This is a genomic window from Diplocloster agilis (genome assembly GCF_019042275.1).
Classification (GTDB): domain Bacteria; phylum Bacillota; class Clostridia; order Lachnospirales; family Lachnospiraceae; genus Diplocloster; species Diplocloster agilis.
In genome coordinates this window covers 47,442-62,854 of record NZ_JAHQCW010000027.1, presented here as the reverse complement: position 1 = coordinate 62,854, position 15,413 = coordinate 47,442, and the positions used below count along the sequence as shown (strand labels likewise).

Below are 15,413 nucleotides of genomic sequence, written 5' to 3'. Positions count from 1 at the left end.
GTTAATAATATGCAAGTATTATGAATAAAATTTCTATTTTTTGCATATTATTTCACTTGCATAATCAAAAAGAATGTTGTATCATAGTTTTAGCTCGAAGGAAGTTCATGAAAAGATAAAAAATAGAACTAAGAATTCACAGGAGGAACTTAGATTATGAAAGAAAAAGTCGTATTAGCCTATTCCGGAGGCCTGGACACCACCGCCATTATTCCCTGGTTAAAAGAAAACTATGATTATGAAGTAGTCTGCTGCTGTATCGACGTAGGGCAGGAAAGCGAACTGGACGGCCTGGAGGAACGGGCGAAATTATCCGGCGCTGAGAAATTATACATATTAGATGTGGTAGACGAATTCTGCGATGACTACATCATGCCCTGTGTCAAAGCAAACGCGATCTACGAAAATAAATACCTGCTGGGAACCTCCATGGCCCGCCCGCTGATCGCCCAAAAACTGGTGGAGATCGCCCGAAAAGAAAACGCTGTAGCCATCTGCCATGGCGCTACCGGAAAAGGCAACGATCAGGTCCGTTTTGAGCTGGGTATCAAAGCGCTGGCTCCGAACATCAAGATCATCGCTCCCTGGCGCTGCAATGAGACCTGGAAGATGCAGTCCCGTCAGGATGAAATTGACTACTGCAAAGAACATGGCATCGATCTGCCGTTCTCCACAGATTCCAGCTACAGCCGCGACCGGAACTTATGGCACATCAGCCATGAGGGACTCGAACTGGAAGATCCGGCTCAGGAGCCGAATTACAATCACCTTCTGGTATTGGGCGTCACTCCGGAGGAAGCGCCGGACGAACCGGAATATGTCACCATGACCTTTGAAAAGGGTGTTCCCACAAGCGTAAATGGCAAAGAAATGAAAGTTTCCGACATCATTCGTGAGTTAAACGCACTGGGAGGAAAGCACGGCATCGGCATCATCGATATCGTGGAAAACCGCGTGGTCGGTATGAAATCCCGCGGCGTCTATGAGACACCTGGCGGAACGATCCTGATGGAAGCGCATCAGCAGCTGGAAGAGCTGATCCTGGACCGCGCCACCTATACTGTAAAGAAAGAAATGGGCAATAAATTTGCCGATATCGTATACGAAGGGAAATGGTTCACTCCTCTGCGTGAGGCTGTTCAGGCTTTCGTGGACTCCACGCAGGAATATGTGACCGGAGAAGTGAAATTCAAACTGTACAAGGGCAATATTATCAAAGCCGGGACGACTTCCCCTTATTCTCTGTACAGCGAGACACTGGCCAGCTTCACAACCGGCGAGCTTTACGACCATCACGACGCGGAAGGATTTATCAATCTGTTCGGTCTGCCGCTGAAAGTCCGTGCGATGAAGATGGCTGAGGCAGAGAATAAATAGTCCGGTTTCTTACTTCTGTAATGCCGGAAGAACTGCAGCGTTTGCGTATGTTAGCGTCATGTTCATATAGTAAGAATTCGGAAAATATGATATAGCTTGGTTTATCAGCGGTATAGCTTTTTGGGGCTATACCGCTTTTCTATGTTTTTGCTGGTAATAAATTGAAAAAATCCGGTTGGGTTTTCTGTATATATTTTCATGAAAGTGTTGACAATACAAATGCAAACATATTATTAAATGTAGAAGTTTTTGCATTTGTTATGCAAATTATTGATATCTTTAGATAATTATTGTATAATCGAGATAATTGGAGGTAGCTACATGATATCAAGAAACGAATATCTGGATAACTTAATCAATCTGCGGGATAAACAGCTCATAAAAGTAATAACGGGAATACGGCGTTGCGGCAAATCTACTCTATTTGAACTATACCAGGAGTATCTGCTTCGAAATGGCGTAGAATCGGAGCAGATTATCTCGATCAACCTGGAAGATGGTGACTATGCCGATATCGATGACAGCAAATCCCTGTACAATCTGGTTAAGACGCACTTACTTCCTGATAAGATGAACTATATCTTTCTAGACGAGGTACAGCGGGTCAGTGAATTTCAGAAGGCAGTGGATAGCCTGTTTATTAAAAAGAATTGTGATGTATATATCACAGGATCCAATGCCTATCTTCTTTCGGGAGAACTGGCAACTCTGTTGTCCGGGCGTTATATGGAAATCAAAATGCTTCCATTATCGTTCAAAGAATACGTATCTGCTTTCCCGGAAGACAGAAACATCGACAGGCTGTATCAGAATTATATTCATAACAGTTCTTTCCCCTATACGCTGGAGTTGTCTCGCCAGAAGGACATCCGGCAATATCTGGAAGGTATTTTTAACTCTATTATTCTGAAGGATATTGTTGCGCGCAGACGGTTTCCGGATATAGCCATGCTGCAAAGCGTCGTCCGTTTCATGTTCGATAACATAGGTAATCTGTGTTCAACCAAGAAAATAGCCGATACCATGACCTCCGCTGGCCGTAAGATCACCGTACACACGGTAGAAAGCTATCTGACAGCCTTGACCGACAGCTTTATCTTTTACCGGATAGGACGCTATGATATCAAAGGTAAACAATATCTGAAAACCGGCGACAAATATTATGCCGCCGACATCGGCCTGCGCTATATCGTCCTGGGCAGCAAAAAAGCCGATCAGGGCCATATCCTGGAGAATGTTGTTTATCTGGAACTTTTACGCCGGGGATACGAGGTCTATATTGGTAAAGTCGGAAATTCAGAGGTTGATTTTATAGCTCTGGGTGACGAAGGGGAAGAATACTACCAAGTGGCCTACACAGTGATCGACGCGGACGGTAAAACTCTGGAGCGTGAGCTTAAGCCTCTGGAATCCATCCGCGACCACAACCCCAAATACCTGCTGACAATGGATTTGGGGCCGGTAGTTTCCCACAACGGAATCAAACAGATGAATGTTCTGGATTGGCTATTGAAATAAAAGCGCTGTTGGAATAAAATAAGGGGCTGTTTTTTCACAGCCCCTTGGTGGTTATTGTTATAAAAAACTGCACAGTGATATTCTTTCCCTTACCAGCTCTCTCACATAGTTCAAAGCTTCTGAAGTATAAATCAAAGGATCCGTCTCATAAGGGGTTAACCTGATCGCCTCTTTCATTCCATCGCAATAAACTCTCCCCGTTTCATCCCCAAAATTCACCGCGTAAAAACCTCCCGCTGCCACAGCTTGAACCGCCTGATCAGACAGCTGGTTTCCATTTTGCAGAATCAGGAAAAATCCATTTTCCAAGCAGTCCCGTACGACATTCGCTGCATTTCTGTCGAGGAAAATCTTTCCACCGCTTCCGTAGGTAAAAAGACATTCCTTCAAGTCAATCCCAAGTATTTCAATCTTCAACGACCGGAAATATTCTAGTCTTTCGGACAATTCTCCGGCTGATCTGTTTCTATTTCCATAGGGTATCGGATTCAAATGAACCCCCAGACTGACCCCGGCGCCGGCGCAAAGCCCGGCAGCTTCTTCCAGCCAGGTTTGCGGTATTTCCTCAAGCATGACAGAAGTGTACCCGTATCCGATTGCCCTCTCTATCTGTTTCAGGCTTCCGGCACGGTCCAGATGCAGGCAGACCGGTATATCGTTACGGGCCGCCATTTCCTCCAGCACGGCAGCAAACAGAACCTGCCTGTTATAATCCCAGCATTTTGGCGTGGTCTCAACGATTACCGGCGTCTGTGCGGCCTGCCCTTCCCGGTATACCGCCTGCATGATCTCCACAAAGCCGGTTTGAAAGGCTGCTATAGCGCCGTGAACAGCTGCGGCCGCTTTCCTTAATTCCGGCAATGTGGTCAACGGCATGGTTAAGCTTCCCCTTCTTTTAACTCGATCCAGGCATCCAGGCCATTCGGCTCATCGGGATTTATCCCGCTGTTCACCGCACGCTTGCATGTGATACGCTGGATTCCATACATCATGAATAGTACGGCGGCCTCAGGTCTTTTCTCACAGGGTAGCTGGATTCGGATCATATTCTCTTCCTTTGCAAATATCTCCGGTTCCCGGACATTGGTGTCAAAATATACACAGGGCGCGCCTTTTTTCCTGACATCCTGCAACAGGTCATACTGCAGTCCGGGTGTCTGGTTCGTCACCAGGGCGAGTACCACGGTTTCCGGCCCAATCATCACCATCGGCCCATGCCTGGAATCCAGCAAGTGATAATAGTTAGAATCACATTGGCAGATCTCTTTAAACGCCAGCGCGCCTTCTTCCGCGATTCCTGCCATCCCGGCATCCGCCAGCACAATCCCCCGCTTCCAGCTCCATGCGGCAATCTCCTCAAACGCTTTATCAAATTGGGCCTGGTAGGAACCGGCCGCTTCCGGAACCTGCATCAGGCATCCGATCAGTTCCTGATCCTTACTAAAGACTGCCGTGGCCATCAGCAGAGCCGCATATAGATTCGTCACGGTCCGGGTCTGGCAAACCGAGGTATCATAACACCAGGGCAGCTCCAGATTATACTCGCTGTAAGCGGCAATCTCCGCGTTTTCCCTGGCGCAAACGGACAGGCAAGCTTTTGCTCCGTTATCTTTTGCCAGCCGCACAGCCCGAATGATTTCCGATGTGCTGCCCGATCTGGAAATGCTGATCAGGCAGGCTCCCTGTATCATTTTCTTATAAGCAGCCTCATTCACCAGATAATCCCCTGCCGCAACGGCCGCAGCCGGGATTCCCGCCATCTGCTCCAGCTGGGAAGCCGCCGACTTAGCCAGCATATAGCTGGAACCGCAGCCGAATACAATTACCTTTTTGGCATTTTGGTAGAATGGGGTGAAATAAGCCTCTTTTTCTTTTATATAGTTTAGTGTTTGATCTAACGCCCGGAATTGATCCTTTATTTCCTGTTGTGTACGATACATGTTCTGATGATCTCCTTTCATTGATGATGCCTGTTTTATGGCATACAGGTATACCCGAAGGGTGTTTCATTGATGATGCCTGGTTTTGTACAGATCAAAAGCGATGCGCGCCGCGCCCAGGAGGGCCGCGTCGTTCCCCCTGGCTGCCCGGATCAGTTTCTGATTCTGCGTGTGCCGGTTACCGAGTTCCCGGTAGTACGCCGTGAATCCGTCCCACCAGTAATCGGCCGTATCCGTAAGCCCTCCGCCGATCAGAATCACTTCCGGGTCCAGCAGATTCGCGCAGCTTACGACACAGCTGGCCAGATCCAGCTGGAATTCCTTTAAAACCTCCAGAGCTATACCATCCTTGTCCTGAATACGCCCAAAGAATTCATATCCCGAACTCAGACTTTCACTCCCCGTTTTTTCGTTATATATCTGCCAAAGAGCTGTTCCGGATAGATATTGTTCGGCGCATCCCTTTTGCCCGCAGGTGCACAGACGGCCGCCGGGATGCAAGATCATATGCCCGATTTCCCCGAAACCTCCGAAAGTGCCGTCCAATACCCGGCCGTGATCAATCACTCCGCCGCCGACTCCTGTGCCGAGGATAATTCCCGTCACGTTCTCATATCCTGCTGCGCTTCCCTTCCACTTTTCTCCGATCAGCCCGGCCCGGCAGTCGTTGGTAACCGCTGCCGGTATCCTGAATTCCTCCTCCAGCAGCTGTTTAATGGGCAGGCCGATATAATCCTTATAAATTCCGACTGCGTAGAGCACCTTTCCCGCCCTCTCATCGATACGCCCGCCGGCGCCGATACCGACTGCTTTTATCGGAAACGCTTCTGTCAGCTCCCGCAGGATTTTCCGGTACGCGTCCATGATAAATGCTCCGGTCCTTCCGGTATTTTCGATCCTGATCTTTTTCAGGATATTTCCTTCCTCATCAACGGCCGCCCCGTTGATTTTCGTTCCGCCTGTGTCGATTGCCGCCGCTATCATAAGTTCCTCTCCTAACATGCCGCGCACTATAAATAAGCCTGAATGTTATCCACAATCTTTTTCGTGATAATCTGGGGCCTGGTGATACCAGCTCCGATGACCACGTTGTGGGCTCCTGCCTCAAATGCCTGTATGGCCAGAGTGTCATCCCAGTAACGTCCCTCGGCGATCACCGGTACGTTTACCCTCTGAGCCAGTTCCCGCACCAGCTCCACATCGGGATCCTGCAGCTCGATAATCCTGGGGTCCTCGTAATTCCTTGTATATTCCGTATACCCGGCCAGTGTGGTGGATATCATATCACTGCCCTCCTCGATGGCGGCCAGCCCTTCTTCCAGTGTGGATACGTCCGCCAAAAGCAGTACATCCGGGAATTCCTTTTTGATCTCTCTTAAGAGCTGGCGCACGTCCTTGCCCTCAGGTTTGGGCAGCTTGGTGGCATCCACCGCGATAATCTCCGCCCCTGTGACATAGACGGATTCCACATCGCGAAGAGTCGGCGTGATATAACTCCAGTAACCCGGATATGTATGCTTCACCAGTCCAATGACTGGAATTTTTACGATCTGCTTAGTCGCCAGGATGTCTGATATGCCATTGATTCTGACGCCCACGGCGCCGCCCATTTCCGCAGCCAATGCGAATCTTCCTATAATGGAGCTTTCCCGCATGGGCTCTTCCGACGTAGCCTGACAGGAGACGATCAGTCCTTTTTTCAATTCTTCTGCCTTCATATGATTGTTCCTCTCTTTTATTGTTTTTCAAGCGCTGCTATTTTTTATCGCTATGAGCACTTGCGGCTGTTTTTTAGCCGCTTATGTGCGATGCATGAAAAATAGTCAGCGAGGCTTTTTCGAGCGCTACTATTTTTTATTTGCCCGCTTCTGGCTAAGTTTATCGTAACTGATGGCCAGCAGAAGGACAAAGCCCTTCACAACCCTCTGGTAATAATCCGGAATATTCATCATGACCATACCATTTAACAGCACGCCCATCAGCAGCAGGCCAATAATTACATTTCCAATCCTGCCCTCTCCGCCGTTGGTACTGACACCGCCCAAGACCACAGCGGTGATAATATCCATCTCATAACTCTCTCCGGCTTTTGGCTGCCCGCTGTTGACCCGGCTTAAGAGCACCACGCCGGACATGGCGGCCAGCATACCGCACAGTCCGTAGACTCCGTAGATCACTTTGCGCACATTCACCCCGCTTAAACGGGACGCCTCTCTATTGCTTCCCACCCCGTAAACATAGCGGCCGAAGGAAGTTCGTTCCAGAATAAACCAGCCGATGACGAAACAGATCACCATGATGATCACCGGCACCGGTACCGGTCCGATATAGCCCTGGCCGATCACGTTAAATCCTTCCGGGAACCCATAGACCGGCAGCCCTCCGGATATAATATAGGTCACTCCCCTTAAAATACTCATGGTGGCCAGCGTTGCGATCATGGGCGGAAGCCCGATGTCGTAGACAAAGCAGCCGTGAGCGGTACCGATCGCCAGTCCCAGGAGCAATACCAGCAAAACGGCCAGAACCGGATGCATCCCCCGGACCATCAGCGTGGCGCAGCAGACAGAGGCCACACCCATCATAGAACCCACGCTGATATCAATTCCCCCGGTGACAATGACCATCGTCATCCCAACGGCAGCGATTCCGTTGACAGCCACCTGGCGCATGATATTAAAAATATTGGTGGTACTCAAAAATCCGTCCGTGGTGACAGAAAAAAAGATCAGTAATATTATTAAGGCAATTAATATGGCAAATTGTGACAATACTTTCGACACGCCGCCATTTCCTTTTTTATTCATTTGCAGTATACCCCTTTCCAGTATCAAATCCTTTGCTCATCGTGTGGCAAATTCCAGAATCTTTTCCTGAGTCACTTCCGAATCACTGATCTCTCCCGTGATGCGTCCGTCGTGCATGACCAGAATCCGGTCACTCATCCCGATCAGTTCCGGCATTTCTGAAGAAATCATGATAATAGATTTCCCTTCCTCGATCAGCCTGCGCATCAGCTGATAGATTTCGGATTTCGCACCCACATCGATTCCTCTGGTTGGTTCGTCAAAGATCAGGATTTCCGAATTCGTTGCCAGCCATTTTCCCAACACTACTTTCTGCTGATTTCCACCGGAAAGCGTTTTTGCCATCTGCCCCATCGAATGTATTTTTATGTCCATGGCTTCCACATATTTCTTTGTGACCTGGGTTTCTTTCTTTTTGTTTATAACGCCGAATTTACATACACTTTTTAAATTGGCATAGGATACGTTATAGTCGATTCCCTGATTTAACAGCAGGCCCTGATTCTTACGGTCTTCCGTGATGAGCCCGATCCCATGGGAAATCGCATCCTCCGGGCTTTTGATCCTGACTTTTTTGCCATGGAGGGTCAGTTCCCCTGATTTTAGCGGGTCGGCCCCAAAGATCGCACGCGCCATCTCCGTACGCCCGGCGCCCACCAGACCGGCCAATCCCAGAATTTCACCTTTTTTCAGTTCCAGGCTGCAGTCTTTGAGATGCTCGTTGACAAAATGGTCCGCCTTTAGAATCACTTCTCCAATTTCCGTCGTTCGGGCCGGATATTCCTGCCCCAGTTCCCGGCCTACCATATACTTAATCAGCATCTGCCGGTCTATATCCCGGGTTGGAACCGTAATCACATGCTTCCCGTCGCGCAGCACTACCGTCCGTTCGGAGATCCGGAACACTTCCTCCAACCGGTGGGAAATATACAGAATGGCCACATTGCGCTTTCTCAGTCTTTCCACGATATCGAACATTTTCTCGATTTCGCTGTTGGTCAGCGGAGCGGTAGGTTCATCCATAATCAGCAGCTTGATATCTTCCGACACCGCTTTTACGATCTCCACGATCTGCTGTTCCGCGATAGACAGCTCCGAGACTCTTTTGGAGGCATCGATGTTCGCTCCCAGTTCCTGTATAATTTCATTGCTCTTTTCCAGCATTTCCTTTCGCCGGAGCATGATCCCTTTTTTCAGTTCTTTTCCATAGAAGATATTTTCGGCTACTGTCAGCGTCGGCATCATATTCAGTTCCTGGTATATGACGCCGATTCCCAGTTCTTTGGCTTTCGCCGGGCTGTTGTTCTCTATTTTCTTTCCTTCGAACCAAAGCTCGCCTTCCGTAGGATGATGCGCGCCTGTGATTACTTTAATTAGGGTTGACTTTCCCGCACCATTTTCCCCGACCAGGGTCAGCACCTCTCCCGGTTCGATATCGATGGAAACATCCTCTAATGCGGTTACTCCGGAGAATTTTTTGGAAATATGCCTAAGCTCCAATAATTTTTCTGCCATAGTTTCCTCCAGTGGCGCATTTGCTGCGCCTTCATTCAGGTATGGATGAACGCTTTTTGTTCTTCCTTTCCTCCAGTAGCGCATTCGCTGCGCCTTAATTCAGGTATAGATGAACGAATTTTTGTAAAAGAATTCCCCACTATTTTCAGAACAGTGGGGAATTAAATTTTTTACGCCAACGCAATCCGTTTCTTATTATTTATAGTCGCTGATATTGGAAGCGTTAACCACCTTCATCGGAATATTAATCGTTTCTTCGATGGGTCCTTCCTGCATTACCTTGATCAGGGTATCCACAAATAATTTTCCGGATTCAAAAGGCTGAATGTCTACCGTCGCGCGGTAGATGCCGCCTTCTTTGATCTTATTCAGAGCTTCATCCGTGGCGTCCAGTCCGCCGATAAAGAACCGGTCACTGTCCTTGTGGGCAGCCATTACAGCCTCGTAAGCCCCTAACGCTCCCGCGTCGTTTACACAGGCCAGTACTTCCACATCGGGATTTGCCTGCAGGATATTTTCCATGTTTGCCATACCTTTTTCCGCGTTATTGGCACTTTGTCTCGCCACGATGTCCGCATCCGGCGCCTGGCTTAAGATACCTTCCTGAATACCGTTTCCACGGTCAATGACAGATTCAAGCTCCGGGTAATCAAAGATTGCCACCTTCGCTTTTCCGTCCAGTTTCTCTTTGATCCACTTGCCCGCTTCCTCGCCGATCGCAAATCCATATTCGTACTCCGGAACGGTGATAAACGCATCACTTCCTTCTACCAGCTGGTTCCCGGATATCACAGGGATTCCGGCATCCTGCGCCGCCTTTACCGAGGGCACCAGCGCAGTCTCATCAATGGGACTGATGATAATGCCGTCCAGCTTCTGGGAAATAAAGTTCTCAAACGCGGTAATCTGGTTCGCCACGTCGGCTTTGCCGTCTACAATGTTGACATCGATTCCCAGCTCGTCGCACCGGGCCTGTACCCCTCTTGATACCTCCACAAAATATGTATTCGTCAAGTCCTGACAGGTATAAGCGATCTTCAGGCCTTCTGTTTTAAATTCCCCATTTGAAGCATCGTTCTTGTCTGCGGGTGTCTCCGCCGCAGCCGGGGGTTCCCCCTGGGCTGTTTCCTTCGGCGTATCTTTTGCCTGTGAGGAAGCGTCCTCCGCTTTCGTGGAGCAGGCGGTACATACCAGTGCTGCCGTCATCAAAAGACCTGCAAACATCATAACTCTCTTCTTCATCAATACTCTCTCCTTTGCTATTCCAGCTATTTTATTTCACATTCAGCTCTACGGTATAGCAATATTGATTCCCCTTATAGAACCGGTAATTATATTCAATCAAACGGTTCTTGCAATAAGTCTTGCGACATACTTTTAATGAGGCCGTGCCAACTTTTTCCCCCAGCAGATTAGCTTCTTCCTCATTTAATCCTACAGCCAGAAAGGATTCCACCGCTTTATCCGGTACTACTCCCTGCATATTCAGCATTTCATACAGAGAATGGTTTGTGAGATCCTCTTTCGTCAGATGTTCACATATGGAACAAGGAATGTAGGAATTATCCAAAGCGATAATCGCATCATTTGCCATCCGTAAACGCCGTATAAAGTAAACTTTTTCATTTGATTCCAAATTCAAATTCTCAATGACTTCCTGGTCCGGAACTACAATCTCTGTGTTCAGAATGATCGACTGTGCGATCATCCCTCTGGCTTTCACCTCCTCCGTAAAGGAATAAAAATTCGAAAGCTTATGGTCGATTTTCGGCCCCTGTACAAAACTGCCTCTTCCCTGGATCCGGTAAACACAGCCATCCTGTACCAGCTCATCCAGAGATTTCTTCGCCGTAATCCGGCTTACATTATACTTTTCACACAGTTCGCTTTCCGAATAGATCCTGTCTCCGGGTTTTAATTCCCCGGATTTAATCATTTTTTCCAACTCATTTTTAACCTGCAGGTACATTGGGATTGGATTCGTTCTGTTAATCATTTCATTCACCTCATATCATTTTTGAAGAGGTTATTATGTTAACATACTTGATATATCAATATAATAACCTCTTATTCTACATTTGTCAAGTACTTTTTTGATATGTTAATATATCAAGTTCAATCTCTAACATTGTCAGGGATTCACGCTCTTTCCCTCTCAATATCCTTTACTATCAACGCTTTCTTCTGCTCCTTTCGTTTTCTAAAAATATAGTTCCATTATAAGCTTGACTTGTTGTCATGTCAACATACTATGCAAATCTCTTTCTTACACCAAGTGTATCTTATACTTAGCGAAATCGGCCGTTCTATTAAAAAACAGGAGAACCGGTAAGAGCCCGGGACATGCCTAAGCCTAATGGCGAGTCTGTCCCGGGCCCTTAAAATCAAGAACTCCTGTTTATTGATCTGATTATTTTTATTCTATCCTGCTTTTTTACCGAACCTCTACAGTCCAGTTCATAAAGTCATCGATCTTCCCTGTCTGGATCCCGGTAACCGTATCATAAAGTTTATGGCTGACCGGACCGATTCCTCCATCCTGAATCTGCATCACTTCCTCTTCAAACCGAAGAGCTCCGACCGGTGAAATAACCGCCGCGGTTCCGGTTCCCCATACTTCTTCCATGGCGCCGCTCTTAGCCGCTTCCAGAATCTCATCCACAGAAATCTGCCGCTCTTCCACCGGCAAGCCCCATTCCCTGCAAAGTGCGATACAGGAATTCCTGGTAACGCCCGGAAGGATGCTGCCGTTTAACTTGGGCGTAACCACCGTACCGTTGATCTTGAAGAAAATATTCATGGCCCCGACTTCTTCAATATACTTACGGTGCACGCCGTCCAGCCAGAGCACCTGGGAATATCCCTCGTCATGGGCCTTTACCTGAGAAGCCAGGCTGGCCACGTAGTTTCCGCCGGTCTTAGCCTCGCCGATCCCTCCCTTGACTGCACGGACATATTCGTCCTCGATCCAGATCTTCACCGGATTCAGTCCTTCCGGATAATAAGCGCCAACCGGCGATAAGATAATCATGAACTTATAGGTATTAGACGGTCTGACTCCCAGGAACGGATCGGTCGCGATCACAAAAGGGCGTATGTAAAGAGAAGTCCCCTCTTTCGTGGGAATCCAGGCTTCGTCCATTTTTACCACTGCTTTGATGGCCTGCAGGAAATCCTCCGGATTAAGCTCCGGAATGCACAGCCTTCTGTTGGAATTATTGGCTCTCTCTATATTTTTATCAGGGCGGAACAGCAGGGTCCTGCCATCTTCGGTCTTATATGCTTTGAGTCCCTCGAACATTTCCTGGCCATAATGGAACACCATGGCAGAGGGCTCCAGAGAAATCGGCGCGTAGGGCACGATCCTGGGATCATACCACCCCTTTCCCTCTTCGTAATCCATGACAAACATATGATCCGTAAAGATCGTGCCGAATACCAGCGGATTATCTTTGTCCGGAATTGGCTTCGGACTTGTGGTTTTCTCAACTCTGATATCTAACATACTGTTCCTCTTCCTTCCGTATACTGAATTTATTTTCCTATTATTGACCTTTTTCCTTTGCTTGTCAATACTTTCATGGATCAATAATACTGAATGCAGTCCCTTCCCGCATTCTTCGCCCTGTAAAGCGCCTCGTCCGCATGGGATATCAGCTTTTCCATATTGTCCGACTGCTGCAGCCGTCCCCTCCAGATTCCGATACTTATGGTAACATGATCCTGGACCGTATCGTTTCTTGGAATTCCCGCTTGCCGTAGCCTGTCCTGGATACAATCCGCCAGACTGTTCCCGCCGCCGTTTTCTCCGAGACAATGGCATTCCTCCGGAAGACAGTGCATAAGCAGAAACTCTTCCCCGCCGTATCGGATGACCACCACGTTTTCCTGGCTGATGCATTCCCTTATTATGGCGGATATCTCCCGCAGGCAGGCGTCGCCCTGCACATGACCGTAAGTGTCATTATACTGCTTGAAAAAATCAATATCCAGCATCAGTATCTCCATAAAGCAGCCCTGTTTCTTATATTCTTCGAACTTGTGGTAAATTACTTCCGACAGATACCTGCGATTATTTAACCCGGTCAGCTGATCGGTATTCACCATGACGCTCAGCTTTTCATTCACTTTTTCGATCTCTTTGTACTGGGACTCGATAATATCCCGGTCCCGGAATTCCACCTCCATACTGCGGTAATATCTCATGGAAATAAAGACCGCCAGGACCGTGACAAAGAAGCTGTTCACAATACTGGAAAACAGATCGTCGGCATTGATATTCATCATAGTCAGGATCATTAAAAGTATCATCCACTGTCCGCCGAATATCACAAAACTCTCCGCCGGCGACATCAGCAAAACAGCCGCCATGGTCGGAATCAGATAGCAGAATACTCCAAGTCCGCTGCCATGTATCTGGTCAAGTACCGTGATACCCATAACCCAGACACACATGGCGAACACATAACTCCGTCTGAGCCAGACTAAGACGGCATATTTTTTCCGTTTCACCAGATTCATATAGACCGGAATCAGGAAGACCGTCACCAGGAACAGATACAGATATAAATACAAATAAAATCTTCCGTCCCCTTCCATTACGAAGTCGCCCTTCAGGAAAAAGAAGATAACTATCATACAAAGCTGGGTTCCCGCAACAACCAGACCGATATTGCGCTCCACCCTGTAGATCTTCTCCGGATAATATTCGCGGAACCGCAGCTTTTGTTCTTTCGTCAATATAGGCTCTACCGCATGCCTGATCCTATCCTTTACGTCCATGTATCTTCTCCAACTTATCCGCTCTCATCACTTTGGTTTTTTCTGATATCTCAAAAAACGGTACTCCAGATCAAAATATGTCTGTTCCTCACTGTCTCCGGTGATTACCCACTCCGGCATCTCATCCAGATCCGGGAAATAACTGTCCGCATCATATTCGTGATCAATCTTGGTCACGTGGGCCGTATCGCAATAAGGCAGAAGCTGCCGGTATACGCTCTCTCCGCCGATAATGAATACATCCTCCGTCGGGTATTTCTTCAGTTCTTCCAACAGCTCGTCCACACTGTGTACCACAAGGGCATCCTTTACCTGATAAGCCGGGTCTGTGGAAAGAATAATATTCGTCCGGTTCTTAAGCGGCAGGCCATTGGGAAATGTCTCCAGTGTCTTACGCCCCAACACCACCACTTTTCCCGTGGTCATCTCCCGGAAAAATTTGTGATCCGACGGAATACTGACCAGCAGGCTGTTATCTTTTCCGATCGCCCAGTTGCTGTCCACTGCTACAATGATATTCATATTCTGAAACTCCTTTTCTAAATCTGCTTATATAGCCACAGGTATATTGGTAATCTGAGGTCCTGCCTCATAATTTTCCACCGTAATATCCCGAACAGTAAAATCATAAAAATTCTTTATATCCGGATTCAGTTTAAAAGTAGGCGCCGCATATGTGGGCCGGGTGATCAGCTCCTCCACCAGAGGGATATGCCGGTCATAAATATGAGCGTCCGCAATGACATGTACCAATTCCCCGGGAACCATGTCACAGACCTGGGCCAGCATATACACCAGCACCGAATACTGGACCACATTCCAGTTATTTGCTGTCAGGATATCCTGAGATCTTTGATTCAGAATCGCGTTTAATTTCAGCTTATCACTGTTCTTTTCCTTCGTCACATTAAACGTCATACTATACGCGCATGGATACAGATTCATCTCGTGCAGATCCTGATGCACATACAGGTTGGTCATGATCCGCCGGCTGTACGGATTGTGCTTCAGATCATAGATCACACGGTCCACCTGATCCATCAATCCTTCCCGGTACTGATGCTTCACCTGCATCTGGTACCCGTACGCCTTACCGATCGAACCCTCCTCATCGGCCCAGCTGTCCCAGATATGGCTGTTCAGATCCTGGATGTTATTGGATTTTCTCTGCCAGATCCAGAGCATTTCATCGGTAGCGCTTTTAATAGCTGTCTTCCTCAAAGTCAGCGCCGGGAATTCTCTGGATAAATCATACCGGTTCACAACGCCAAATTTCTTTATCGTATAGGCTGAGGCCCCGTCCTCCCAGTGAGGGCGGACCTTTTCTCCCTCTGTACTTGTCCCGTTTTCCAATATGTCTTTACACATGTGGATAAATAACTCGTCTGCATAGCTCATCGTTCCCTACCTCCTGTTCCTTTCCCGGATTACGATTCCGCAAGTCTGTTTCATTATAGCATGAAATATTTTGCAC

Annotated in this window: 14 protein-coding genes; 2 read left to right on the top strand and 12 right to left on the bottom strand. The window is 47.8% G+C overall.

The window, feature by feature from the left end; translation table 11 throughout:
• Positions 1-156: 156 nt before the first annotated feature.
• Together KTH89_RS15610 and KTH89_RS15605 are read left to right on the top strand one after the other, a co-directional pair.
• Positions 157-1,377: an argininosuccinate synthase gene (locus KTH89_RS15610; protein WP_238722299.1), complete on the top strand. Its 1,221-nt coding sequence runs from the start codon at positions 157-159 to the stop codon at positions 1,375-1,377.
• A 321-nt stretch (positions 1,378-1,698) separates the two neighbouring features.
• Positions 1,699-2,895, top strand: a complete 1,197-nt coding sequence (locus KTH89_RS15605; protein ID WP_158342579.1) for an ATP-binding protein — start codon at positions 1,699-1,701, stop codon at positions 2,893-2,895.
• 57 nt (positions 2,896-2,952) lie between these two features.
• On the opposite strand, the gene KTH89_RS15600 is transcribed toward KTH89_RS15605, so the two are convergent.
• The 12 genes from KTH89_RS15600 to thyA all read right to left on the bottom strand — a co-directional run bounded on the left by KTH89_RS15600 (position 2,953) and on the right by thyA (position 15,337).
• Entirely contained in the window at positions 2,953-3,771 is an 819-nt protein-coding gene (locus KTH89_RS15600) for a class II fructose-bisphosphate aldolase (RefSeq protein WP_238722298.1), read from the bottom strand.
• A gap of 2 nt (positions 3,772-3,773) precedes the next feature.
• Positions 3,774-4,835 carry an SIS domain-containing protein gene (locus KTH89_RS15595; protein ID WP_238722297.1) on the bottom strand — a complete coding sequence of 354 codons (1,062 nt, stop codon included), beginning with the start codon at positions 4,833-4,835 and terminating at the stop codon, positions 3,774-3,776.
• 66 nt (positions 4,836-4,901) lie between these two features.
• The gene (locus tag KTH89_RS15590) at positions 4,902-5,819 is read right to left on the bottom strand and encodes an ROK family protein (protein WP_238722296.1); all 918 of its coding nucleotides are present in this window, start codon (positions 5,817-5,819) and stop codon (positions 4,902-4,904) included.
• A 26-nt stretch (positions 5,820-5,845) separates the two neighbouring features.
• Positions 5,846-6,553 (bottom strand): N-acetylmannosamine-6-phosphate 2-epimerase, encoded by a 708-nt coding sequence (locus KTH89_RS15585; RefSeq protein WP_238722295.1) that lies wholly within the window; start codon positions 6,551-6,553, stop codon positions 5,846-5,848.
• A 129-nt stretch (positions 6,554-6,682) separates the two neighbouring features.
• The gene (locus KTH89_RS15580) at positions 6,683-7,642 is read right to left on the bottom strand and encodes an ABC transporter permease (RefSeq protein ID WP_238722294.1); all 960 of its coding nucleotides are present in this window, start codon (positions 7,640-7,642) and stop codon (positions 6,683-6,685) included.
• A 36-nt stretch (positions 7,643-7,678) separates the two neighbouring features.
• A complete protein-coding gene (locus KTH89_RS15575) occupies positions 7,679-9,157 on the bottom strand; it encodes a sugar ABC transporter ATP-binding protein (RefSeq protein ID WP_238722293.1) in 1,479 nt (492 codons plus the stop codon).
• Between the two features lie 195 nt (positions 9,158-9,352).
• Positions 9,353-10,399 (bottom strand): sugar ABC transporter substrate-binding protein, encoded by a 1,047-nt coding sequence (locus tag KTH89_RS15570; protein ID WP_238722292.1) that lies wholly within the window; start codon positions 10,397-10,399, stop codon positions 9,353-9,355.
• 31 nt (positions 10,400-10,430) lie between these two features.
• Complete coding sequence (locus KTH89_RS15565) at positions 10,431-11,153, bottom strand: GntR family transcriptional regulator (protein ID WP_238722291.1); 723 nt, start codon at positions 11,151-11,153, stop codon at positions 10,431-10,433.
• A 438-nt stretch (positions 11,154-11,591) separates the two neighbouring features.
• A complete protein-coding gene (locus KTH89_RS15560; protein ID WP_158342581.1) occupies positions 11,592-12,662 on the bottom strand; it encodes a branched-chain amino acid aminotransferase in 1,071 nt (356 codons plus the stop codon).
• 80 nt (positions 12,663-12,742) lie between these two features.
• Positions 12,743-13,939, bottom strand: coding sequence for a GGDEF domain-containing protein (locus KTH89_RS15555; RefSeq protein ID WP_238722290.1), 1,197 nt, complete (start codon positions 13,937-13,939; stop codon positions 12,743-12,745).
• 27 nt (positions 13,940-13,966) lie between these two features.
• Positions 13,967-14,461 (bottom strand): dihydrofolate reductase, encoded by a 495-nt coding sequence (locus KTH89_RS15550; RefSeq protein WP_238722289.1) that lies wholly within the window; start codon positions 14,459-14,461, stop codon positions 13,967-13,969.
• 27 nt (positions 14,462-14,488) lie between these two features.
• The gene (thyA, locus tag KTH89_RS15545; protein ID WP_158342584.1) at positions 14,489-15,337 is read right to left on the bottom strand and encodes a thymidylate synthase; all 849 of its coding nucleotides are present in this window, start codon (positions 15,335-15,337) and stop codon (positions 14,489-14,491) included.
• Positions 15,338-15,413 lie beyond the last annotated feature (76 nt).

Excerpts from the sequence above, each read along its gene's own strand:
- KTH89_RS15560 (WP_158342581.1), bottom strand. The coding sequence starts at position 12,662 with ATGTTAGATATCAGAGTTGAGAAAACCACAAGTCCGAAGCCAATTCCG.
- KTH89_RS15595 (WP_238722297.1), bottom strand. The coding sequence starts at position 4,835 with ATGTATCGTACACAACAGGAAATAAAGGATCAATTCCGGGCGTTAGAT.
- KTH89_RS15565 (WP_238722291.1), bottom strand. The coding sequence starts at position 11,153 with ATGATTAACAGAACGAATCCAATCCCAATGTACCTGCAGGTTAAAAAT.
- KTH89_RS15550 (WP_238722289.1), bottom strand. The coding sequence starts at position 14,461 with ATGAATATCATTGTAGCAGTGGACAGCAACTGGGCGATCGGAAAAGAT.
- KTH89_RS15585 (WP_238722295.1), bottom strand. The coding sequence starts at position 6,553 with ATGAAGGCAGAAGAATTGAAAAAAGGACTGATCGTCTCCTGTCAGGCT.
- KTH89_RS15605 (WP_158342579.1), top strand. The coding sequence starts at position 1,699 with ATGATATCAAGAAACGAATATCTGGATAACTTAATCAATCTGCGGGAT.
- KTH89_RS15600 (WP_238722298.1), bottom strand. The coding sequence starts at position 3,771 with ATGCCGTTGACCACATTGCCGGAATTAAGGAAAGCGGCCGCAGCTGTT.
- KTH89_RS15570 (WP_238722292.1), bottom strand. The coding sequence starts at position 10,399 with ATGAAGAAGAGAGTTATGATGTTTGCAGGTCTTTTGATGACGGCAGCA.
- KTH89_RS15610 (WP_238722299.1), top strand. The coding sequence starts at position 157 with ATGAAAGAAAAAGTCGTATTAGCCTATTCCGGAGGCCTGGACACCACC.
- KTH89_RS15555 (WP_238722290.1), bottom strand. The coding sequence starts at position 13,939 with ATGGACGTAAAGGATAGGATCAGGCATGCGGTAGAGCCTATATTGACG.
- KTH89_RS15575 (WP_238722293.1), bottom strand. The coding sequence starts at position 9,157 with ATGGCAGAAAAATTATTGGAGCTTAGGCATATTTCCAAAAAATTCTCC.
- KTH89_RS15590 (WP_238722296.1), bottom strand. The coding sequence starts at position 5,819 with ATGATAGCGGCGGCAATCGACACAGGCGGAACGAAAATCAACGGGGCG.
- KTH89_RS15580 (WP_238722294.1), bottom strand. The coding sequence starts at position 7,642 with ATGAATAAAAAAGGAAATGGCGGCGTGTCGAAAGTATTGTCACAATTT.
- thyA (WP_158342584.1), bottom strand. The coding sequence starts at position 15,337 with ATGAGCTATGCAGACGAGTTATTTATCCACATGTGTAAAGACATATTG.